Source organism: Pseudomonas sp. ef1 (assembly GCF_007293365.2).
Taxonomy (GTDB): Bacteria; Pseudomonadota; Gammaproteobacteria; order Pseudomonadales; family Pseudomonadaceae; genus Aquipseudomonas; species Aquipseudomonas siliginis.
Genome location: NZ_CM129815.1, coordinates 6060896 through 6083047 on the forward strand (window position 1 = coordinate 6060896; position 22152 = coordinate 6083047).

Genomic DNA, 22152 nt, shown 5'->3' on the forward strand with positions numbered 1-22152 from the left:
TTCGTGTGGGAGCTCATGCAGCAGCTGATGTCGTCGATTAAGGAGGTGATCCAGCCGCAGGTTCCCCTACGGCTACCTTGTTACGACTTCACCCCAGTCATGAATCACACCGTGGTAACCGTCCCCCCGAAGGTTAGACTAGCTACTTCTGGTGCAACCCACTCCCATGGTGTGACGGGCGGTGTGTACAAGGCCCGGGAACGTATTCACCGCGACATTCTGATTCGCGATTACTAGCGATTCCGACTTCACGCAGTCGAGTTGCAGACTGCGATCCGGACTACGATCGGTTTTATGGGATTAGCTCCACCTCGCGGCTTGGCAACCCTTTGTACCGACCATTGTAGCACGTGTGTAGCCCAGGCCGTAAGGGCCATGATGACTTGACGTCATCCCCACCTTCCTCCGGTTTGTCACCGGCAGTCTCCTTAGAGTGCCCACCATTACGTGCTGGTAACTAAGGACAAGGGTTGCGCTCGTTACGGGACTTAACCCAACATCTCACGACACGAGCTGACGACAGCCATGCAGCACCTGTCTCAATGTTCCCGAAGGCACCAATCCATCTCTGGAAAGTTCATTGGATGTCAAGGCCTGGTAAGGTTCTTCGCGTTGCTTCGAATTAAACCACATGCTCCACCGCTTGTGCGGGCCCCCGTCAATTCATTTGAGTTTTAACCTTGCGGCCGTACTCCCCAGGCGGTCAACTTAATGCGTTAGCTGCGCCACTAAGAGCTCAAGGCTCCCAACGGCTAGTTGACATCGTTTACGGCGTGGACTACCAGGGTATCTAATCCTGTTTGCTCCCCACGCTTTCGCACCTCAGTGTCAGTATCAGTCCAGGTGGTCGCCTTCGCCACTGGTGTTCCTTCCTATATCTACGCATTTCACCGCTACACAGGAAATTCCACCACCCTCTACCATACTCTAGCTTGCCAGTTTTGGATGCAGTTCCCAGGTTGAGCCCGGGGATTTCACATCCAACTTAACAAACCACCTACGCGCGCTTTACGCCCAGTAATTCCGATTAACGCTTGCACCCTCTGTATTACCGCGGCTGCTGGCACAGAGTTAGCCGGTGCTTATTCTGTCGGTAACGTCAAAATTGCAGAGTATTAATCTACAACCCTTCCTCCCAACTTAAAGTGCTTTACAATCCGAAGACCTTCTTCACACACGCGGCATGGCTGGATCAGGCTTTCGCCCATTGTCCAATATTCCCCACTGCTGCCTCCCGTAGGAGTCTGGACCGTGTCTCAGTTCCAGTGTGACTGATCATCCTCTCAGACCAGTTACGGATCGTCGCCTTGGTGAGCCATTACCTCACCAACTAGCTAATCCGACCTAGGCTCATCTGATAGCGCAAGGCCCGAAGGTCCCCTGCTTTCTCCCGTAGGACGTATGCGGTATTAGCGTTCCTTTCGAAACGTTGTCCCCCACTACCAGGCAGATTCCTAGGCATTACTCACCCGTCCGCCGCTGAATCCAGGAGCAAGCTCCTCTCATCCGCTCGACTTGCATGTGTTAGGCCTGCCGCCAGCGTTCAATCTGAGCCATGATCAAACTCTTCAGTTCAAACATCTTTGGGTTTTTAAGAAACCCTAAACTTGGCTCAGCAATCGTTGGTTACATCTTTGATTTCTCGCGGAGTAACTTGTGATGCTGATAATCTTGTTGACTATCAGTCTGACTGCACAAGCACCCACACGAATTGCTTGATTCGGTTGTTAAAGAGCGGTTGGTTAAGATCTTTCATCTCAACCGAGGCGCGCATTCTACAGCAGCCTCATTTGCTGTCAAGTGATTATTTTCAGAAGTTTTCGAAGAATTCTTCAACAACTTCAACCACTTGCGCTTCCGATCTCTCGTTAGCGGGAGGCGAATTCTACAGCGTTAATCGCTGCTGTCAACACCTCTTTTTCTCCGCTTTCGACCGAGAAGATCGAACCGTTAAAAGAGCTACACATCACTGCTCTTTCAACTCCTTCCAGGCTTCGATGATCTGAAGCAAGCCGCTGTCGAAAACCGCGTAACTCTTTGAATCTCAAGGAGTTTTCCGTTTCGACTGCGCCGGAAGCGGGGCGAATTATAGACCTCTGGAATCTGCCGTCAACCGTTAATTTCGCTTTTCTTGCAGATTCTGCTTTTTAGCCATTAAACGCGGGATTCGCCTCATCACCGGCGGCACACGAAGCAGCAAGAGCACAGCGCCTATAAAGGCATAAATCGCCCACTCCTCCAGATCGGCCCGCACGATCCAGAGCATATGCAGCAAACCCAGCCCGAGAATCAGATAAACCAGACGATGCAGCTTCTTCCAGCGAGCCCCCAAACGACGCTGACTATAACGATTCGACGTCACTGCCAGTATCAGCAATCCGAGAAAGCCGAGTGCACCGACAATGATGTAAGGCCGCTTGCGTAGCTCGACGCCCAACTGTGACCAGTCAAACCCGAGGATAAACGCCATATAGCTGAACAGATGCAGCGTCACATAAGCAAAACACCAAAGCCCTAACAGCCTGCGCACTGCAATCCACCCCGCCCAGCCGCTCAGCTTTTGCAACGGCGTCATGCTCAGCGTAATCAACAGCAACACCAGCGTGCCAAGCCCGAGACGATCAACCAGCACCTTGCCCGGATCAGGCCCGAGCAAATCGGCGAAAGCCTGATAGAACCACAGCAATGGCCAGACCGCCGCAGCAACGAAAACGCCCACTCGCCAGAACGGATAGCGCATCAGTAGTTCTTCCGCAGATCGAGCCCTGTATATAAAGAAGCGACTTCATCCGAGTAGCCGTTGAACATCTGCGTATCGCGCACATTCGGTTTGAACAGGCTGTTCGGCAAGCGCCGCTCGCGCGCCTGGGTCCAGCGTGGATGGTCGACCGTAGGATTCACATTCGCGTAGAAGCCATACTCATCGGCAGCAATGCTTTGCCAGGTGGTCTTCGGCTGCTCGCTGACCAGACTGATGCGCACAATGGATTTCACGCTTTTGAAGCCGTACTTCCACGGCACCACAAGACGCAAAGGCGCGCCGTTCTGGTTCGGCAGTTCGCGTCCATACATGCCCACCGCCAGAATCGCCAAAGGATTCATCGCCTCATCCAGACGCAAGCCTTCGACGTACGGCCAGTCGATCAAGGCAAAACCGGAACGCTGGCCGGGCATGCTCTTGGGATCCTGCAGGGTTTCGAAGCGGATGTACTTGGCCTTGGAAGTCGGCTCGACCTGCTTGAGCAAGGCCGAGATGGGAAAGCCGATCCAGGGAATGACCATCGACCACGCCTCGACGCAGCGCAGACGATAAATACGTTCCTCCAGTTGATACGGTTTCATGAAGTCTTCCAGCGCATAACGCCCCGGCTTACCCACCTCCCCGTCAATCACCACGCTCCAGGGTTCGGTTTTCAGGTCGCCAGCGTTCCTCGCGGGATCGCCCTTGCCGGTACCGAATTCATAAAAGTTGTTGTAGTTCGTGGCGTCTTTATAAGGCGTGATCGCCTCGTCCTTGACGTTGACCGCACCCCATTGAGTAGAAGGAAGCTTTTCGGCAAACCAGGCCGGAGCCTTGCCGGATTCAACATCAGAGTAGCGAGGGGCATCAGCGGCACTGGCCCAGCGTGGCAGGCTGCTCACGGCAATACCGGCAGCAGTGGCGCCGAGCAATTGGCGACGGGAGAGATAAATGTCTTCAGGCGTGACATCCGACTCATGGCAGTCGGATGCTTTGGGGATCTTGATCAACATGACAACTCCGCAGCTTTGGAGGACAGGTGCACCCATAGACTGCGGAGTATGCGGGAAATTACATCACTCGGCGTTTTTGTGACGACGAAGACGCAACAGATACTGCACCGGACCGGACGCCGCATAGGCGAGGAACACCAGCAGCAGAATGCGCGGCGGATCACTGAACACGACAGCGAATACCAGCACCACCGCGAGGATCGCCACGAACGGCACGCGACCTTTGAGATCCAGCTCCTTGAAGCTGTTGTACTTGATGTTGCTGACCATCAGCATGCCGGCCGCCGCCACCATCAACGCCACCAGGAACGACATCTTCGAACCCTGAATGCCGTAATCGCTGAACGCCCAGACAATGCCGGCCACAACGCCTGCCGCCGCCGGGCTGGCCAGACCGATGAAGTAACGTTTGTCCGCCGTGCCAACCTGGGTGTTGAACCGCGCCAGACGCAACGCCGCACCCGCCACATAAATGAAGGCGACCATCCAGCCGACCTTGCCCATATCGCCCAGCGCCCAACCGAAGGCCAGCAATGCCGGCGCGACGCCGAAGGCGACCATGTCCGACAGCGAGTCGTACTCGGCGCCGAAGGCACTTTGCGTATTGGTCATGCGCGCTACGCGACCATCAAGACCGTCGAGCACCATCGCGACGAAAATCGCGATCGCAGCGAAGGCGAAGTACTTGCTCGCATTCACCGAGTCGCCGGCGCTCAACGCGGCCTGCGCGCTCATCGAGTTGATGATGGAATAGAAGCCTGCGAACAGGTTGGCAGTGGTGAACAGGTTCGGCAGCAGATAGATACCACGATGCCGGACTTTACGACCTTCGGCGTCGTGCCCTTCTTCGATGTGTTCATCGATGGGCAGCAGGCTTTCGGCGTCGGAAGCCTTGTTCGGCTCTTCGGGACGTTCGCTCATGGACATTACCTTGCAACGGTTTGGAAAAAATTCGACAGAGGCTTGAGGACGACAGTTCGGCCACAAACGATGCAGCTTTATACCAGAAGCACCGGCCCAAACGAAAAAACGCGGCCTAGGCCGCGTTTTTCGTACAAGGGACGACGACTTAGTTTTTGGCTTTGTCGACGATCTTGTTGGCACCGATCCACGGCATCATGGAGCGCAGTTGCTCGCCGATGATTTCGATACCGTGAGCGGCGTTGTTACGACGCTTGGCGGTCATCGAAGGGTAGCCGGTTGCGCCTTCGCTGATGAACATTTTGGCGTATTCGCCGTCCTGAATACGTTTCAGGGCGTTGCGCATGGCCTGACGGGATTCGGCGTTGATCACTTCCGGGCCAGTCACGTACTCGCCGTACTCGGCGTTGTTGGAGATCGAGTAGTTCATGTTGGCGATACCGCCTTCGTACATGAGGTCAACGATCAGCTTCAGTTCGTGCAGGCACTCGAAGTAGGCCATTTCCGGCGCGTAGCCAGCTTCAACCAGGGTTTCGAAACCGGCTTTTACCAGTTCAACGGTACCGCCGCACAGAACGGCTTGTTCGCCGAACAGGTCAGTTTCGGTCTCGTCCTTGAAGGTGGTTTCGATGATGCCGGTACGACCGCCACCGACGCCAGCGGCGTAGGACAGTGCAACGTTTTTGGCGTTGCCCGAGGCGTCCTGGTAGATCGCGATCAGGTCAGGGATACCGCCGCCTTTGACGAACTCGGAACGCACAGTGTGGCCCGGGGCTTTCGGCGCGATCATGATCACGTCGAGGTCAGCACGCGGAACAACCTGGTTGTAGTGAATCGCGAAGCCGTGGGAGAAGGCCAGGGTGGCGCCTTTCTTGATGTTCGGCTCGATTTCGTTCTTGTACAGCGAGGACTGGAACTCGTCCGGGGTCAGGATCATGACCAGGTCGGCAGCGGCAACAGCGGAAGCAACGTCGGTCACTTTCAGGCCGTGAGCTTCGGCTTTGGCAACGGTGGCCGAACCTTTACGCAGACCGACGGTAACGTCGACACCGGAGTCTTTCAGGTTGCACGCCTGAGCGTGGCCCTGGGAGCCGTAACCGATGATGGCAACTTTCTTGCCCTGGATGATCGACAGGTCGCAGTCTTTATCGTAGAAAACTTTCATGAATTTCCCCTTATATCCGGCCGTTCAGGCCATGCGCTAATTTGGTTTAGATGCTGAGAACTTTGTCGCCGCGAGCAATGCCGGTCACGCCGCTACGGACGGTTTCCAGAATCGATGCGGTGCCGATGGACTGAATGAAGCTGTCGAGCTTGTCGCTGGTACCGGTCAACTGAACGGTATACACGCTGGCGCTGACATCCACGATCTGCCCACGGTAGATATCGGTAGTGCGTTTGATCTCGGCGCGCTGGGCGCCAGTGGCCTTGACCTTGACCAGCATCAGCTCACGCTCGATGTGAGCGCTTTCCGACAGGTCCACCAGCTTGACCACTTCGATCAGCTTGTTCAGGTTTTTGGTGATCTGCTCGATCACTTCATCGTGGCCCACGGTGGTCAGCGTCAGACGCGACAGGGTCGGGTCTTCGGTCGGCGCCACGGTCAGGCTTTCGATGTTGTAGTTGCGCTGCGAGAACAGGCCGACTACACGAGACAGAGCGCCGGGTTCGTTTTCCAGAAGCAGGGAAATAATGTGCCGCATGATTAAGTACGCTCCGTCTTGCTCAGCCACATATCGCGCATGGAGCCGTCTTTGATCTGCATCGGGTAGACGTGCTCGCTGGTGTCGACCGCAACATCGATGATCACCAGGCGATCCTTCATGGCGAACGCTTCGGCCATCTCCGACTTCAAATCTTTCGATTCGGTGATGCGTACGCCCACATGGCCGTAGGCTTCAGCCAGCTTGATGAAGTCAGGCAGCGATTCCATGTAGGAGTGCGAGTGACGGCTGCCGTAGCTCATGTCCTGCCACTGGCGAACCATGCCCAGCACACCGTTGTTGAGGATGACGATCTTTACCGGCAAGCCGTATTGCAGGCAGGTCGACAGCTCCTGGATGTTCATCTGGATACTGCCTTCGCCGGTGACGCAGGCAACGTCGTCGTCCGGAAAGCTCAGCTTGATGCCCATCGCTGCTGGCAGACCGAAGCCCATCGTGCCCAGACCACCGGAGTTGATCCAGCGGTTAGGCTTGTTGAACGTGTAGTACTGCGCAGCGAACATCTGGTGCTGACCCACGTCGGAGGTCACAAAGGCGTCGCCCTTGGTCACTTCGCAGAGGGTTTCGATCACGGTCTGCGGTTTGATCTTGCTGCCGTCGCCCTTTTCATAAGGGAACAGGCCGCGATCGCCACGCCATTCATCGACCTGCTTCCACCAACTGGCCACGGACTCCTTGTTCGGGGTCTCGCCGATTTCCTTGAGGATCGCGACCATTTCGGTCAGGACGCTCTCGACCGGACCCACGATTGGCACGTCAGCCTTGATGGTCTTGGAGATCGACGCCGGGTCGATGTCGATGTGGATGATCTTGGCGTTCGGGCAGAATTTCGCTGGACCGTTGATCACCCGATCGTCGAAGCGTGCGCCGACGGCGAGGATCACATCGGCATGGTGCATCGCCAGGTTCGCGGTGTAGCTGCCGTGCATGCCGAGCATGCCGATGAACTGACGGTCAGTGCCAGGGAAAGCGCCCAGACCCATCAAGGTGTTGGTCACCGGCAGGTTGAGCATTTTCGCCAGCTCGGTCAGTTGCGCGGAGCCATTGCCGAGAATCACGCCGCCGCCGGAGTACAGCACCGGGCGCTTGGCCGCCAACAACATTTCTGCTGCTTTGCGGATCTGCCCGGAGTGACCGCGAACGGCCGGGCTGTAGGAACGCAGCTTGGCTTTCTTCGGGAAAACGTATTCGAATTTCTCGGCCGGATTGGTCATGTCTTTCGGGATGTCGACCACGACCGGGCCCGGACGACCGGACTGCGCCAGGTAGAAGGCCTTCTTCATGACTTCCGGGATTTCCGAAGCGTGCTTGATCATGAAGCTGTGCTTCACGATCGGCCGGGAGATACCGATCATGTCGGTTTCCTGGAACGCGTCGGTGCCGACCATGGTGCTTGGCACCTGACCGGAAATGATCACCATCGGAATCGAGTCCATATAGGCGGTGGCGATACCGGTGATGGCGTTTGTGGCGCCTGGACCGGATGTCACCAATACCACGCCGGCTTTACCGGTGGCACGGGCGTAGCCGTCAGCCATATGGGTAGCCGCTTGTTCGTGACGAACCAGGATGTGGGTCACTTCCGGTTCTTTGAACAGGGCATCGTAAACATGCAGGAGAGCACCACCCGGGTACCCGTAGATATATTTGACGCCTTCGTCACGCAAAAAGCGGACGAGCATCTCACCGCCAGATAAAAGCTCCACGTTGTTCACCTCTAAAACGCCAGAATACCGTCCACAAAAAAGGGGCGGGTCTTAATAGGTTTACTTCTCGGCAGAGCATGAGCGACGGTGGTCGCCGACTACGTCAGCACTGACTGAGCAAGTATTGGGATCGTCCCAAGTGTTGCGGGCCTTTCCCACCCAGCGCGAGGTAACGCGTTGCGGGTGTAACAGGTCGGCGCGGATGTGCGCCTCATGATCTACCGAGTGGGTCTGCTTCTGGCAGTCCCTCTACAGCGGACTTTGGATTCTTCTGTTTCGCCCTCTGCAAGTCAAGTCGTCTGTGGGGTTAATTGTGGGTAAGCACATGAGAACGCAAGAAAAAACCTGAAAAGCGCTACTCTGTTAGCGTCAATTGCGCATTTTTGCCAAGGAATCAGCATGCGAACGCTCCTCCTCACTTTGCTGATCGGTCTCAGCCCATGGTGCTCGGCCGCTCAAATCTACAAATGGGTCGATGCCCAAGGCGTCACGCATTTCGATGCACAACCGCCGCAGGGCCAACCGGCGACGACCGTGCAAACGCCCTCCTCACCCGCGCCGAAAGCCGCGCCGCTGCCGGGCGGCGCCGTACTCGGCGATCAGAAAGCCATTGATGCCAAGGTGAAGAAACAGGTCGCCGAGCAGCAGGCGCAGCTCAAGGCCTTTTGCGAACAGGCACGCACGAACCTGGCGCAACTGCAGAACAATCCGCGTTTGCGTGAGGAGGTCGAGGGGGATGTGCGCAGGCTCGACGATACACAGCGTCAGGAACGCATCGTCGAAGCGAAGAAGCAGATTGCCGAGAATTGCTCGTAATCGCGACGTCGGAACTTGTAGGAGCTGACGAGTGCAACGAGGCTGCGATCTTTTGATCCTGCTCGTCTAAAATCAAAAGATCGCAGCCTTCGGCAGCTCCTACAAAGCTCCTACACAACCGCGCTCAGCGGGAGGCAGTGATCAGCAGGTCAAACTCTTTGAGCAGCACCTGCAACTGCCGATCCTTGCCGCCAAGGTTGCGCTGGGCAAAGACCATTTCCGCCATTTCCTGAATGCCCGAGGCGTTCGGCAAGGGCAGATCCTGTTCGAGGATCATCTTCATGCGCGGCAGGAAGATCCATTGCAGCCATTGCTCGAAGTCCAGCGTGTCGACCGAGAACGGCTCGACACTGCTCAGGGCTTCGACCGACGGCTGAACCTCATCCCACCAGCCCTGGGTGCGCAGCTCACGTTCAATCAACAACAGCTGATCGGCGATTTTCGGGAAACGCACGTCCATCACAGGGAAACCTTGGCCTTCTGACGGGCCAGTGCGGCGCCGGCGGAATCGCCTTGTTTCTCACGAGACTGAGCGATGATTTCCCACAGGCTGGCTTGCAGATCCGGACGACCGTTGGCCATGGTCAACGCGCGACGGGCAAATTGCTCGGCTTGCGGCGCATCGCCCTGGGCCATGCGCACCTGCGCCAGACGGTAAAGCACTTGTGGCTCCCGGGGGGCGACACGTTGCGCCCGCTCCAGGCTGGAAGAGGCACCGTTGAGGTCGCCGCCAGCCTGCTGCTGTTGCGCGGTGGTCAGCAAGGCGAGTACCGGACCGTCCAGTTGCTCATCCGCCGACAGCCCGCCACCGCTGCTGGCCGAAGGAATGCCACTTGGCGTCGACGGCATGCTGTAGCTGCCGGAGTTGATCGGTGCCGACTCAACCGCCGATGGGTTGTAAGGCCCCGACGTGATACCGCCGGATGCAGGCCCCGGGACGATCGGCGAAGAACTGATCGGTGTTGACACCGCAGCACCGCCGCCCGGCACCATCACCACCACGCCGGTATCGCCTTGCGGAATCGCCTGAGTCTGGCCCTGCGCCGGGCGCTTGACCGTGGTCTGGCGGAAACCGCCATTGGCGCCGATGCGTTCGCTATTGGACACGGCCGTACCCGAATCCACTACCGGAATCGAACCACGCTGTACGGTGGAGCAGCCGCTGAGCAAAGCCACGGCGGTCACCGCTGGAATCAACCACTTGTTCACTTGAAACCCTCTTTGCTTAATTCATCCAGCCCTTGACCCAGTCCATCACCGATTCCGGCGAGGCAGGTGTTTCGCTTGCACACGCGGCGCCGGGTGGCGGCTCGCTGCCGCGAATATACGGCATCTGCACCGCGCCGGGGCAGTTGGCATCGGAACCCTGGCCGGTGCGCGAATCAACCCAGGCCTGCACGACGTTGTCCGGCTGCGGCATGTCCAGCGGCAGCGGATCGGCCTTGCGCATGAAACTGGTCCAGACCTGCAGCGCACCGGTGGCCCCGGTGAACGGCGTCTTGCCGTTGTCGTCGCGGCCCAGCCAGACCACTGCCAGCAGATCCTGACTGAAACCGGCAAACCAGCTGTCGCGCGAATCGTTACTGGTACCGGTCTTGCCCGCCAGTGTCAGGGTCTTGGGCAGCACGTTATAAACCGAACTGCCGGTACCTTCACGCATCACCCGCTGCATGGCGTTCTGGATCAGGTAAATCGAGGCAGGATCGAAGCGCTGTTCGATCTGGAACGGATAACGCTTGAGCGGCTCGCCCTCGGCGGTCAGCACGCTGCGAATGCCGCGCATCGGCGTATTGAAACCACCGTTGGCCAGCGTCTGGTACATGGTCGCCACTTCGATCGGCGTCATGCCGCCAGCACCGAGCAGCATCGACGGGAACGCCGGGAATTCACGGGTAACTCCCAGACGACCTACGGTCTTGAGCACGTTCGGCACGCCGACTTCCAGGCCCAGGCGCGAGGTCGACAGGTTGTAGGAATGCGCCAGGCCCTGATAGAGGAACACCGTACCGTGGGAGCGGCGATCGTAGTTCTGCGGCTTCCACACCTGACCGTTGGCGCCTTTGACCGACAGCGGATCGTCCGACAGCCAACTGGTCAACGTGTATTGGCTCGGTTTCTCCAGCGCGGTCAGATACACCGCCGGTTTGATCAGCGAGCCGATCGGGCGTACCGCATCGAGTGCGCGGTTGAAACCGGCGTAACTGGCCTGACGGCTGCCGATCATCGCCTGGACTTCACCGGTTTCCGGGTTGGTCACAACCATCGCCGCTTCGACGTCATCCGAGCCCTTGCGCCCGGCCAGACGCTTGAACGTGTCGTTGACCGAGGCTTCGGCTTTCATCTGCAGAATCGGATCGAAACTGGTGAAGATGCGCAGGCCTTCTTCGGTCAAGTCTTCGTCGCGGTAGTCTTCGCGTAACTGACGTTTGACCAGGTCGATAAAGCCAGGGAACGAGCTGTCGGCGAGCTTGCCGCGAGTCGTAACGCCGAGCGGCATTTTCTTCGCCGCTTCGACCTGTTCGGGGGTTGCCACGCCTTGCTGCGCCAGCACGTCGAGGATCAGATTGCGCCGCTCCAGCGCGCGTTCCGGGTTGCGGCGCGGGTTGTAGTAGGACGGTCCCTTGACCATGCCGACCAGCATCGCAACCTGATGCAGTTTCAGCTCGGACAATGGCTGGCCGAAGAAGAACTGACTGGCCAGACCAAAACCGTGCACCGCACGCTGGCCGTCCTGACCGACGAAGACCTCGTTGAGGTAGGCCTCAAGAATTTCCTTCTTGTCGTAATGCAGTTCGAGCAGCAACGCCATCATCGCTTCGGTGAGCTTGCGGGTCAGGCTGCGTTCGCTGGTCAGGTAGAAGTTCTTCACCAACTGCTGGGTCAGCGTACTGCCGCCCTGGGTCATCTTGCCGCCGGAGGTGTTGATCCACACGGCGCGGGCGATCGATTTCGGCGACACACCCCAGTGGCTGTAGAAGTCGCGGTCTTCGACGGCGATCAGGGTTTCGAGCAAGTACGGCGGCACCTGATCGAGTTTGATCAGGATGCGGTCTTCGAGATTTTTCGGGTAAATGCCGCCGATCATCAGCGGCTCGAGGCGCACCACCGACAGTTTCGAACCGTTGGTCGAGGACAGTTCGGCGACGTAATCGCCGGAGAAGCGCACACGCACCGGCTGCGGTTTTTCCAGACCTTCATAGAACTGGAAGCCACGAGTGTTCAGGTCAACCGTATTGCCGCTGACGGCGGCGGCGCCGGGGCCATTGCTCACGGCTTCGCGGCGATAGCCGAGGGCATCGAGTTCGGTGAGGAAATCGTCCTTGCTGAGCTTCTGTCCGACGAACAGCTCAAGCGGGCGCGCGTACACCTTGGCCGGGATGGTCCAGCGCTTGCCGGAGAACTTCTCCTGCACCACGGCATCGAGGTAAACGGCAAAGCCGGCCAGCACTACAAGGCCGACCAGGCTGAGTTTAATGGCCCAGCTCAACCATGGGCTGAGGCCCTTGGCTGGTGGTTTTTTCTTGGTACGGGGGGATCGGGATCGAGTCATGGCGGCGGATTATACGCACTTTATCGATCCTCAACAGGCACGCGCGGAGGTTTGCGTCAGGCGGGCAAGCAGCCATAATGGCCGCCTCGAATTCCCCCGCCTCTGAAGGATCGCCCGTGAGCCAGTCCCTGATCGCTGCCCTGCAAAACCCGGCCCTCTACCCGCATCCCGTCGAAGGGTTTCAGGTCATCGAAACCCACATCTCGTGGGTGATTCTCACCGGGCCCTTTGCCTATAAAGTGAAGAAGCCGGTGAATTTCGGCTTCCTTGATTTCACCAGCCTCGACGCACGTGCGCATTTCTGCGCTGAAGAGCTGCGTCTGAACCAGCGCCTGACCGCTGATTTGTATCTGGACGTGTTGCCAATCACCGGCAGCGTCGAGGCACCGCAATTGGGCGGCGACGGCCCGGCTATCGAATACGTGCTGAAAATGCGCCAGTTCCCGCAGAGCGGCTTGCTCAGCACCCTGCAAGCCAATGGCGAACTGACCACTCAGCACATCGACGCGTTGGCCGAGCAGATCGCCCATTTCCATCTCAACGCCCCGAAAGTCCCGGCCGAACACGACGCCGGTACACCGGACAGCGTAATGGCGCCGGTCGCGCAAAATTTCGAGCAGATCCTGCCGTTCCTCAGCGACAAAAACGATTTGCTGCAACTTGAGGCATTGAAAGCCTGGGCCGAAAGCAGCTTCGAGCGCCTCAAGCCCCTGTTCGCCCAGCGCAAGACGCAAGGTTTCACCCGTGAATGCCACGGCGACATTCACCTGGGCAACGCCACGGTCATCGACGGCAATGTGGTGATCTTCGACTGCATCGAGTTCAACGAGCCATTCCGTTTCACTGATGTCTGGGCCGACACCGGCTTCCTCGCCATGGACCTGGAAGACCGTGGCCTGAAATCGTTGGCGCGTCGCCTCATCAGCCAGTACCTGGAACTGACCGGCGACTATGAGGGCCTGGAAGTGCTGAACTTCTATAAAGCCTACCGCGCGCTGGTGCGGGCCAAGGTGGCATTGTTCAGCATGCCGGCGGACGCGACTGCGGTGCAGCGCGCCACCACCCTGCGCCAGTACCGCAACTACGCCAACCTGGCGGAAAGCTACAGCACCATTCCTTCGCGCTTCATGGCCATTACCCACGGTGTTTCCGCCGTCGGCAAGAGCCATGTGGCCATGCGCCTGGTCGAAGCGCTGGGCGCGATTCGCCTGCGTTCCGATGTCGAGCGCAAGCGCCTGTTTGGTGAGCAGACCGTTGCCAACGATGTGCAGGCCGGCATTTACAGCGCCGATGCCAGTACCGCGACCTACGCACGTCTGCATGAAATCGCCGAGGTGATCCTGCACGCCGGCTTCCCGGTGGTGATCGACGCGACTTACCTCAAGCGTGAACAGCGCGACAACGCGGCGAAGATTGCCGAAGCCACCGGCACGCCGTTCCTGATCCTCGACTGCAACGCCCCGCAAGCGGTAATCGAGAGCTGGCTGGCGATGCGCCAGGCCGATCAGAAGGATCCGTCCGACGCCACCCTGGCAGTGATCGAAGCGCAACAGGCCAACCGCGAAGCGCTGACCCCGGAGGAGATTCTGCGCAGCAAACGCGTGCAGACCAATGAATCCGGCACGCTGGACACCGTGGTCGCGCAGATCCGTCAGCGCCTGCCTGGCCTGTAAAAAACTATTTCGGCCGTGAAGCCCTCGCTCGCTTCACGGCCGGCAAATAGTGGCACTATACTGGCGTCATAAAACCAACAGGTGATCTGACATGAGCCAGCCTAAACTGCTCGACACTCCGCTTTACGCCCTGCTGCACAAAGATGACGTTGCAGGCTTCAACAAAGAACGTCCACAGGATGGTCTGATCGACATGGTCGGCGGCGATTTCCGTGGCCTCGACCTGCGTGAACTGAACGCCGATAACGTGGATTTCCGCGATGCGTATTTCCGCTCCGCCGATTTGCGCGGCATCGATTTCCGCAAGGCTTCGCTCGAAGGCGCCAGCCTGGCCCATGCACAGATTTCCGGTGCGTACTTTCCGCCGGAGCTGAGTGCCGACGAGATCCTGATGTCGATGAATTTCGGCACACGGTTGCGCTATCGCACCCGCTGATATCCGGAAATCTTCCTGACACCACGCCTTGCCCCTATGGGAGCGAGCCTGCTCGCGACGGCGTAGTGTCAGTCGATATTGATTGTGTCTGATACGCCCTCTTCGCGAGCAGGCTCGCTCCCACATTGATAATCGTTTACCTCCCTTCCCTCTGCGTTCGCAGGTCCTTTACCCCCCTTTCTTAGAAGCTTTTGCGTCGAATCCGACCAAACAACCACGCTTTTCCTACTGATGGCTACACTGCTGAGAAGCTCGCCCACGCACCATTCGGCCGTCGCAAGGAGGCTTGATGAATGATGAACTGCAACACCTGAAAAATCTTGGCAAGACATCGGCGCAATGGCTGCATGCCGTGGGCATCCACAGCGCCTCGGACTTGCGTCGCCTCGGTGCAGTGGATGCCTACCGGGCCGTGCGTACTCGAGGCTTTCGCGCTTCAAAGGTGTTGTTGTATGCGATCGAAGGGGCGTTGATGGACGTGCACTGGAATGACATCCCTGCCGAGCGCAAGGACGCCTTGAACAAGCAGCTCGAAGCCATTTCCGCGCGCCATAAAAACTGAACAGGCGCTGACGCCATGTATTTGCTGGGGGAACAGTTGGCGCACGCCGACGCATTGATCAATCGCTTGCAGAATCTTCCTGGGCAGTGGCTGCAGGATTTGTCGCCGTGCGCGCCTGTTGTCGAACTGGAGGCCACGGATGATTTGTTTGCGCAGTTGCCGGACGATCAGCTGTTTTTGCTGAGCGAGGGCGTTGTGCATGGCTGCATCGCGGGCCGCCCTCTGTTCTATTGGCAGGAAGGTGATCTGCTCGGTCTGCAACGTGGCGAGCAATGGCGCGACTGTCGCGTATGCAGCGACAGCACTGTGCGCCTGCTGCCCTATGGTCGCGCAGAGGTTTTGCAGCATTTGTATGCCGACCCTGATCGAGCCGAGCAGCTTCTGAGCTATCTGCTCGGGCAAATGGCGCTGCTCGCCCACGCTGTGGCCGAGTTGAAACCCCGGGAGTTCCGCAGCACCAACGGCTTCAAACGGGTCGAGGCCGGCGCCGTGCTGATTCAACAGGGCGATGCAGCGGACCATGTTTTCGTGATTATCGATGGGCATGCTGAGGCATTTGTTGACGGGCACAAGGTCGGTGACGTGCCGAAGGACGAGATTTTCGGCGCCATGGCGTTGTTTACCGGCGAGCCGCGCAACGCCACGGTAGTGACGTCCGAGCCGAGCACGGTGATGTTGATTCCTGGTGATCAGTTTTTGAGCATGACCCGCAGCAATCCGAAGATTGCCCACAGCCTGATTGAGGGGATGGCTCGGCGCATTGGTCAGTTGAATCGGCAGATTACGCAATTAACAGCGGGTCGCACTTAGCGACTCCCCCGTATTTCCGGGGCCGCGCGGTCGTTCGTAAAACTAAATTACAGATTTGCAAAAACAGTGGTTGACGCGGTAATGAGAATCGCTATGATTATCACAACTGGTCGCGAGATCAGTCGATATTCTGAAAAGCCCTTGGTTCGGACTCTCAGATTATCTCCTCATCAGGCTAATCACGGTTATTTGACCCGGTTTTTACCGGGTCTTTTTTTGCCCGCAGAAAAGTCATTTGCCGAATTGCTGGCGCATCTGCTCGCAGTAATCGAGCTTCGGCGTCGCCGGCGTGTACCAGACGTAGTCGGCCATCGCTGCCGTGACTGCATCGCCCTGCTCGGCGAGTATCAATACGATCGGTGGTTTGTCAGCGCCAAGATCCAGCAAATGCAGCGGCACGCCGACATCCTTGCGCGCATGCCAGGCACCGGCCAGCAGGATCGAAGGCATTGGCGCCGCCAGCATGCGTTCGGCCATGCGTCGATCACGCTGTTGCTGAATTGCCAACATCGCCGGCATCCGTGATTCGGGCAGCAGGCCGCAGTGGGATTCACTGACTTGTCCAAGCAACGTGTTCTGCACGGACAACGCATTACTGCGAGGACCGTTCAGCGCAGGTGGATTTCGGTAAAACGCACGGATTTCCCTGTCATCGAGATTGGCCGCCAGCAGCGGATATGGCTGTGTCAGAGCGAAGCGCACGATCGGCCCGTAAAGATTCCAGTCCCAGCCCTCCTGCCAGGCCAATGCCGCAGGCAAATCAGCCGCAACGGAATTCGACTGGCGCAACGCATCGACTTTCGCTTGTTGATCCGGCGTGAGCATTTCCAGCAGCAGACTGCCTTGCGCCCGGCGCTTGCCCAGCGACTGCAACAGCCACAATTGCGCAGCATGATGATCGGCATTGTCGTGCTGCTCACCGATGATCAAACGCTCAGGTTCAGCGAGACGCACCAGCAGTTGCTGCGCGGTGAGCATCTCGCCGCTGCGCAGATCGCGGATATCGCCGCCCACCGGTGGAGCCGCCACGTGCTGACACCCCGCGAGCAACACCAGTGCCAACAACCACAATCCACGCATGCGACACCTCGATGATTGATCAGCGGGCGATGATCAGCGGATGCCCACGCTCCGGGTGCGGTTGCACCAAAACCTCCAGGCCGAACACCGCTCTGAGCGTATCCGGACGCAGCACCTGCTGCGGGGTATCCAGCGCAACCGGGCGCCCCTCCTCCAGCAACAGCACGCGATCACAATAGCGCGCCGCAAGATTCAGATCATGCAGGATCACCAGTACCGCCGCGCCGCGATCGGCGAACTCGCGCACCGCTTGCAAGGTGGTGTGCTGATGCAGCGGATCGAGCATCGATGTCGGTTCGTCGAGCAACAAGGTTTGCCCGGCCTGACCCGGCCAGAGCTGCGCCAGCACCCGCGCCAGATGCACGCGCTGACGCTCGCCACCGGACAATGCCAGATAGCTGCGCCCACCCAAGTGACCGGCATCGGCGGCGGCCAGCGCTGCCGCGACGATTTCGTCATCACGTACGCGCCCGGTCTGGTACGGCAAACGGCCCATGCCGACGACCTCTTCGACGGCGAAGGCAAAATCCAGCGTCGAAATCTGCGGCAACACCGCCAGTCGTTGTGCCCGCTGCGTTCCGCTCCAGTGACTCAACGCCTGACCATCGAGCGAAACGTTGCCGTCACTGGCGAGCAACTCCCCGCACAAGGCGCCAAGCAACGTGCTTTTCCCGGCGCCGTTCGGCCCCAGCACGCCAAGCACCTCGCCAGGTTCGAGCCCGAGCGTAACCCCACTGAGCACAGCTTTGCGGCCACGGCGGATATGCAGATCGTGCGCGGACAACATCAGGCACGCCCTCGCAGCAGCAGATAAAGGAAAAACGGCGCGCCGATAAACGCGGTGACAATACCGATCGGCAACTCCGCCGGCGCCAGCGCCAGGCGCGCCACCAGATCGGCGAGCAATAACAGGCTCGCACCCGCCAGCACCGAGGCTGGCAATAGCACTTTGTGATCGGGGCCGGCCAGCAGGCGCACCAGATGCGGCACCACCAGCCCGACAAAACCGATCATGCCCGCAGCGGCCACCGCCGCGCCGACACCCAGCGCGGTGCAGAACACCAGTTCGCGCTTGAGCCGTTCGACATCGATGCCCAGATGACCGGCCTCGGATTCACCGAGCAACAAGGCATTCAATGCCTTGGCCCGACGCGGCAGCCACAGCGCCACGCCGATGGTGATGATCAGCAGTGGCCACAGCCGCGCGTAACTGGCGCCGTTGAGGCTGCCGAGGTTCCAGAAGGTCAGGGTGCGCAGCGTCGCGTCATCGGCCAGATAAGTGAACAGACCGACCGCCGAACTGGCCAGCGCCGTCAGCGCGATACCGGCCAGCAACATGGTCGCCACGTGGGTCTGACCGTTGCGCCGGCCCAGCCGATAGACCAGCGCCGTCACCCCGAGCCCGCCAAGAAATGCACACACCGATAATAGATAAGGGCCAAACCACTCCGGCAGGCCGCCAAAGAACGAGCCGCCGACAATCGCAATCGCCGCGCCAAGTGCCGCGCCACTGGACACCCCGACTAGCCCCGGGTCCGCCAGCGGATTACGAAACAGGCCCTGCATCGCCACGCCGGACAGCGCCAGCACGCCACCGACCGCCAAGCCGAGCAAGGTTCGCGGCAGGCGGATCTGGCCGAGAATCAGCTCGGCCTGCTCCAGCCCCTCCGGCGCCAGCGGCACGCCAACCAGACGCAGCGCGGCGCGCAGAGTGTCAAACAGCGGCAGGCTCACCGGCCCCAATGCCAGCGACAGCCAGATCGCCAGCAGACACAGCAATGTCAGGCCGATGAACAAGCCACGGGGTTTGACCAGTGTGGTCATTGGCCGCCCTTGGCCGGGTAGAAACCGTCCGTCAGGGTTTTCAAAGCAGCCGGCAACCGTGGCCCGAGACCGCCAACCAGCAGCGTCGGGTCCAGCTCCATCACCCGCCCGCTCTTGGCCGCGCGGCTGGAATTGAGGATGGGGTTTTCCTTGAACAACGCGGCTTTTGCCGCCTCACCGGTCAACGCTCGGTCAGCGAACACCAGCACTTCGGGATCGAGGCTGGCGAGGGATTCGACAGAAAACGGTTTGTAGCCGGTATGAGTAGCAAGGTTGTGCCCGCCGGCCTGTTGCAGCAGCCAATCGGCGGCAGTGTCCTTGCCGGCGATCAACGGCTTGCCGCCGGCGTGCCCGAGCAGCAGCAACACACCGGGGGCTTTCTGTGTGGTTTGCACTTGGGCAACTCGCACTGTCTGCGCCTGGAGCTGCTGTTGATAATTCTCCAGCAACTGCGCAGCCTTCTCTTGCGCGCCGAGCAACTGGCCCAGATGAGTGACATTCTTTTCCAGCGTCGGCAGATCAGGCTGGGCTGAAAACAACTCGACTTTGACCTTGGCCGCTTTGACTTGCGCCAGAACCGGCGGCGGCCCCATTTCTTCGGTACCGATCAGAATGTCAGGGCGCAGGCTCAGGATGCCTTCCGCCGACAGGCTGCGCTGATAACCAATACTCGGCAGCGCCTGCAACGATTCGGGATGCTGGCTGGTGGTATCGACCCCCACCAGCTTCGACTCGCCGCCCAGTGCGCTGACCCATTCCGACAGCGCGCCACCGGCGCTGACCCAGCGTTGCGGTAAATCCGCCGCAGCCGCCTGATGGCAGAGCAAAAGGCCGGCGCACAGCACGGCAACGCGGGTTTTCAGGCGCATACACAGCTTCCTTGAACAAGGTTTCCCGGGCATCGGCGCAGCGAGCCAAGTATCCTCGGCAACGGCCAGACTCCCTGTGGGAGAAGGCCGCCATTTGATAATTGTTTGCATTTGAACGTCAAGCTCGGACATATCCAGACACGAGCGGACATTAGAGGATAGCCATGAAGTTTCTCTGCGCCGGCAGCGATCTGGCCGAAGCTGGCAGTCGCGGTTTCGAAATCGAAGGCAAAAAGCTGTTTGCCGTGCGTCGAGGTGGCCAAGTCTTTGTCTATTTCAATCGCTGCCCGCACCGCGGCGTCGGCCTGGAATGGCAGCCCGACCAGTTTCTCGACCCCAGCAACAGCCTGATCCAGTGCGCCACCCACGGCGCACTGTTTCTGATCGAGGACGGCGAATGCGTCGCTGGCCCCTGCGCCGGGCAGTCGCTCACGGCAATTGAATGCCGGGAGGATACACAAGGCGTGTGGATCGACGTTTAACCGTTGAGCCGCACGTCGAGTCGGCGGTCGATGACCATCTCTTCATGGTCCAGGCGCACGCCATACGCCAACACCTCGACACCGCAAGCAACCGCTTCACGCAGCGCCTCGGCGTAAGCCCAATCGATTTCCTCGGCCGGGCGCACGGCATCGATGCCGGTGAGGTTCACGCAGTACAACTGCACCGCCCGAATGCCGTCGCGCGCCAGATGCGCCAGCTCGCGCAGATGTTTGGCGCCGCGCTGGGTCACCGCATCGGGAAACGCCGCCACCGCCGTGCCGTCGAAGCCGAGGGTGACGCTTTTGACTTCGACATACGCCGGGCCGCTGGGGTATTCGAGGCGGAAGTCGATGCGGCTTTTTTCCTGTCCGTAGGCAACCTCACGCTTCAACGCGGTAAAGCCGTTCAACTCGGTGATCACGCCAGCCTGCAAGGCTTCCTCAACCAAGCCGTTGGCGCGCCCGGTGTTGACGCAAAACAGCCGGCCCTGCGGGGTTTCGCCAATTTCCCAAGTGCCGGGCAACTTGCGTTTAGGGTCGTTGGAGCGGCTGAACCAGACCTGCCCGCCCTCGACCTGGCAATTGAGCATCGAACCGGTGTTCGGGCAGTGAATGGTCAGCAATTCGCCGCTAATGGTCTCGATATCGGCGAGAAAACGCTTGTAACGTCGAATAAGCCGCGCTTCTTCCAGAGCAGGATAAAAGCGCATCAGCCTTGCCAACTCTTCAAGCCGCGCGCGATGCGTTCCACGGCTTCCTGTAATCGTGCGAGATTTTGTGTGTAAGCGAAGCGCACGTGATGACCGGCCTGATAACGACCGAAATCCAGTCCCGGCGTAAAGGCGACGTGCTCGGTTTCGAGGAAATGCCGGCAGAACGCGAAGGCATCGCCGCCGATACGGCTGATATCGGCGTACAGATAAAACGCACCTTCAGGCTCAACGGCAATGTTGAAACCAAGTTCACGCAGCGCCGGCAGGAGAAAATCGCGACGGCGCGCAAACTCGGCGCGGCGCTCTTCGAGAATCGCAATGGTGGCGGGCTCGAAACAGGCCAGCGCAGCGTATTGCGCCATGCTCGGCGCGCTGATGTAGAGGTTCTGCGCAAGCTTTTCCAATTCGCTGACCGCCGCGTCTGGCGCCACGAGCCAGCCCAGGCGCCAACCGGTCATGCCGAAATACTTGGAGAAACTGTTGAGGACAAAAGCGCCGTCATCGACTTCCAGCACACTGGCAGCATCAGTGCCGTAGGTCAGGCCGTGGTAGATCTCATCCACCACCAAGTGCCCGTGCCGGGCCTTGATGGCTGTGGATAATCCGCCCAGTTCATCGCGGGTCAGCAGGGTTCCGGTGGGGTTGGCCGGCGAAGCGACGAGGGCGCCGACACTGTCGTGGTCCCAATGCCGCGCCACCAGATCCGGGGTCAGTTGATAACGCACCTCCGGCCCGACCGGCACCAATTGCGCCGCGCCTTCGACCAGCCGCAAGAAATGCCGATTGCACGGGTAGCCCGGGTCGGCGAGCAGCCAGTGTTTACCCGGATCGACCAACAGGGCACTGGCCAGCAACAACGCGCCGGAGCCGCCCGGCGTGATCAGAATCCGCCGTGGGTCGATATTCAGGCCGTAACGCGATTGGTAGAAACCGGCGATCGCCTCGCGCAGTTCGGGAATGCCACGGGCGGCGGTGTAGCGGGTCTTGCCCGCCGTCAGCGCCGCTTGTCCAGCGCGAATGATCGGCTCGGCGGTGGTGAAGTCCGGCTCGCCGATTTCCAGATGGATCACGTCGTGGCCTTCGGCCTGCAATTCATTGGCCCGCGCCAGCAGCGCCATCACATGGAACGGTTCGATCGCACGACTGCGCGCACTGTAGGGGGCCATTGGACTGCCTTCGACGGAAAAAAGAGACGATTCTACCTGTCTGCCGGAACGAGCGAGAACCCGTGAA

21 protein-coding genes and 1 rRNA gene are annotated in these 22152 nt (G+C 59.4%); 6 read left to right on the forward strand and 16 right to left on the reverse strand.

Annotation, left to right across the window (positions count from 1 at the left end):
- Positions 1 to 38: 38 nt before the first annotated feature.
- The 7 genes from FEE99_RS27720 to FEE99_RS27750 form a co-directional block, all read right to left on the reverse strand.
- Positions 39 to 1575: ribosomal RNA gene (locus FEE99_RS27720) — 16S ribosomal RNA — on the reverse strand.
- Between the two features lie 541 nt (positions 1576 to 2116).
- Positions 2117 to 2740 (reverse strand): protein-methionine-sulfoxide reductase heme-binding subunit MsrQ, encoded by a 624-nt coding sequence (gene msrQ / locus FEE99_RS27725; protein WP_041477849.1) that lies wholly within the window; start codon positions 2738 to 2740, stop codon positions 2117 to 2119.
- Positions 2740 to 3753, reverse strand: coding sequence for a protein-methionine-sulfoxide reductase catalytic subunit MsrP (gene msrP, locus FEE99_RS27730; protein WP_041477848.1), 1014 nt, complete (start codon positions 3751 to 3753; stop codon positions 2740 to 2742). Before msrP ends, msrQ begins: the two co-directional genes overlap by 1 nt.
- Before the next feature lie 63 nt (positions 3754 to 3816).
- Positions 3817 to 4674, reverse strand: a complete 858-nt coding sequence (gene pssA / locus FEE99_RS27735) for a CDP-diacylglycerol--serine O-phosphatidyltransferase (protein WP_016773182.1) — start codon at positions 4672 to 4674, stop codon at positions 3817 to 3819.
- A gap of 148 nt (positions 4675 to 4822) precedes the next feature.
- Positions 4823 to 5839, reverse strand: a complete 1017-nt coding sequence (gene ilvC, locus FEE99_RS27740) for a ketol-acid reductoisomerase (protein ID WP_003228216.1) — start codon at positions 5837 to 5839, stop codon at positions 4823 to 4825.
- A gap of 46 nt (positions 5840 to 5885) precedes the next feature.
- Positions 5886 to 6377 (reverse strand): acetolactate synthase small subunit, encoded by a 492-nt coding sequence (gene ilvN / locus FEE99_RS27745; protein WP_003176102.1) that lies wholly within the window; start codon positions 6375 to 6377, stop codon positions 5886 to 5888.
- A 2-nt stretch (positions 6378 to 6379) separates the two neighbouring features.
- Positions 6380 to 8104 carry an acetolactate synthase 3 large subunit gene (locus tag FEE99_RS27750; RefSeq protein ID WP_041477858.1) on the reverse strand — a complete coding sequence of 575 codons (1725 nt, stop codon included), beginning with the start codon at positions 8102 to 8104 and terminating at the stop codon, positions 6380 to 6382.
- Between the two features lie 399 nt (positions 8105 to 8503).
- Between FEE99_RS27750 and FEE99_RS27755 the strand changes: the two genes are divergently transcribed.
- Positions 8504 to 8920 carry a DUF4124 domain-containing protein gene (locus tag FEE99_RS27755; RefSeq protein WP_041477846.1) on the forward strand — a complete coding sequence of 139 codons (417 nt, stop codon included), beginning with the start codon at positions 8504 to 8506 and terminating at the stop codon, positions 8918 to 8920.
- Between the two features lie 124 nt (positions 8921 to 9044).
- On the opposite strand, the gene FEE99_RS27760 is transcribed toward FEE99_RS27755, so the two are convergent.
- From FEE99_RS27760 to mrcB, 3 genes are read right to left on the reverse strand one after another with little or no spacing between them, the layout of a single operon-like run.
- The gene (locus tag FEE99_RS27760) at positions 9045 to 9380 is read right to left on the reverse strand and encodes a YqcC family protein (protein ID WP_041477845.1); all 336 of its coding nucleotides are present in this window, start codon (positions 9378 to 9380) and stop codon (positions 9045 to 9047) included.
- On the reverse strand, positions 9380 to 10129 hold the full coding sequence (locus tag FEE99_RS27765) for a tetratricopeptide repeat protein (RefSeq protein ID WP_041477844.1): 750 nt from the start codon (positions 10127 to 10129) through the stop codon (positions 9380 to 9382). The genes FEE99_RS27760 and FEE99_RS27765 overlap by 1 nt, the downstream gene beginning before the upstream one ends.
- A 16-nt stretch (positions 10130 to 10145) precedes the next feature.
- Entirely contained in the window at positions 10146 to 12470 is a 2325-nt protein-coding gene (mrcB, locus tag FEE99_RS27770) for a penicillin-binding protein 1B (RefSeq protein WP_041477843.1), read from the reverse strand.
- Between the two features lie 116 nt (positions 12471 to 12586).
- Here mrcB and FEE99_RS27775 point away from each other — a divergent pair, with 116 nt between their 5' ends.
- The 4 genes from FEE99_RS27775 to FEE99_RS27790 all read left to right on the forward strand — a co-directional run bounded on the left by FEE99_RS27775 (position 12587) and on the right by FEE99_RS27790 (position 15951).
- Positions 12587 to 14143: a bifunctional aminoglycoside phosphotransferase/ATP-binding protein gene (locus tag FEE99_RS27775; protein WP_041477842.1), complete on the forward strand. Its 1557-nt coding sequence runs from the start codon at positions 12587 to 12589 to the stop codon at positions 14141 to 14143.
- A 91-nt stretch (positions 14144 to 14234) separates the two neighbouring features.
- Complete coding sequence (locus FEE99_RS27780) at positions 14235 to 14579, forward strand: pentapeptide repeat-containing protein (protein WP_041477841.1); 345 nt, start codon at positions 14235 to 14237, stop codon at positions 14577 to 14579.
- A gap of 289 nt (positions 14580 to 14868) precedes the next feature.
- Complete coding sequence (locus FEE99_RS27785; RefSeq protein ID WP_016773175.1) at positions 14869 to 15141, forward strand: TfoX/Sxy family protein; 273 nt, start codon at positions 14869 to 14871, stop codon at positions 15139 to 15141.
- Positions 15142 to 15156: 15 nt separating this feature from the next.
- The gene (locus FEE99_RS27790; RefSeq protein ID WP_041477839.1) at positions 15157 to 15951 is read left to right on the forward strand and encodes a Crp/Fnr family transcriptional regulator; all 795 of its coding nucleotides are present in this window, start codon (positions 15157 to 15159) and stop codon (positions 15949 to 15951) included.
- Positions 15952 to 16182: 231 nt separating this feature from the next.
- Here FEE99_RS27790 and FEE99_RS27795 read toward each other — a convergent pair whose 3' ends face one another.
- Genes FEE99_RS27795 through FEE99_RS27810 form a run of 4 tightly spaced genes read right to left on the reverse strand, consistent with a single transcriptional unit; the run spans position 16183 to position 19724 of the window.
- Complete coding sequence (locus FEE99_RS27795; protein ID WP_041477838.1) at positions 16183 to 17031, reverse strand: ChaN family lipoprotein; 849 nt, start codon at positions 17029 to 17031, stop codon at positions 16183 to 16185.
- Positions 17032 to 17050: 19 nt separating this feature from the next.
- Positions 17051 to 17818 carry a heme ABC transporter ATP-binding protein gene (locus FEE99_RS27800; RefSeq protein ID WP_041477837.1) on the reverse strand — a complete coding sequence of 256 codons (768 nt, stop codon included), beginning with the start codon at positions 17816 to 17818 and terminating at the stop codon, positions 17051 to 17053.
- On the reverse strand, positions 17818 to 18801 hold the full coding sequence (locus tag FEE99_RS27805) for a FecCD family ABC transporter permease (protein ID WP_162999784.1): 984 nt from the start codon (positions 18799 to 18801) through the stop codon (positions 17818 to 17820). The genes FEE99_RS27800 and FEE99_RS27805 overlap by 1 nt, the downstream gene beginning before the upstream one ends.
- A gap of 50 nt (positions 18802 to 18851) precedes the next feature.
- A complete protein-coding gene (locus tag FEE99_RS27810) occupies positions 18852 to 19724 on the reverse strand; it encodes a heme/hemin ABC transporter substrate-binding protein (RefSeq protein ID WP_041477835.1) in 873 nt (290 codons plus the stop codon).
- Positions 19725 to 19888: 164 nt separating this feature from the next.
- On the opposite strand from FEE99_RS27810, the gene FEE99_RS27815 reads away from it, so the two are divergent.
- Positions 19889 to 20206 carry a Rieske (2Fe-2S) protein gene (locus FEE99_RS27815; protein ID WP_041477834.1) on the forward strand — a complete coding sequence of 106 codons (318 nt, stop codon included), beginning with the start codon at positions 19889 to 19891 and terminating at the stop codon, positions 20204 to 20206.
- Here the strand turns inward: FEE99_RS27815 and sfsA are convergent.
- The gene (gene sfsA / locus FEE99_RS27820; protein ID WP_041477833.1) at positions 20203 to 20916 is read right to left on the reverse strand and encodes a DNA/RNA nuclease SfsA; all 714 of its coding nucleotides are present in this window, start codon (positions 20914 to 20916) and stop codon (positions 20203 to 20205) included. The genes FEE99_RS27815 and sfsA overlap by 4 nt on opposite strands.
- The gene (locus FEE99_RS27825; protein WP_041477832.1) at positions 20916 to 22085 is read right to left on the reverse strand and encodes a pyridoxal phosphate-dependent aminotransferase; all 1170 of its coding nucleotides are present in this window, start codon (positions 22083 to 22085) and stop codon (positions 20916 to 20918) included. The genes sfsA and FEE99_RS27825 overlap by 1 nt, the downstream gene beginning before the upstream one ends.
- Positions 22086 to 22152: the final 67 nt, after the last annotated feature.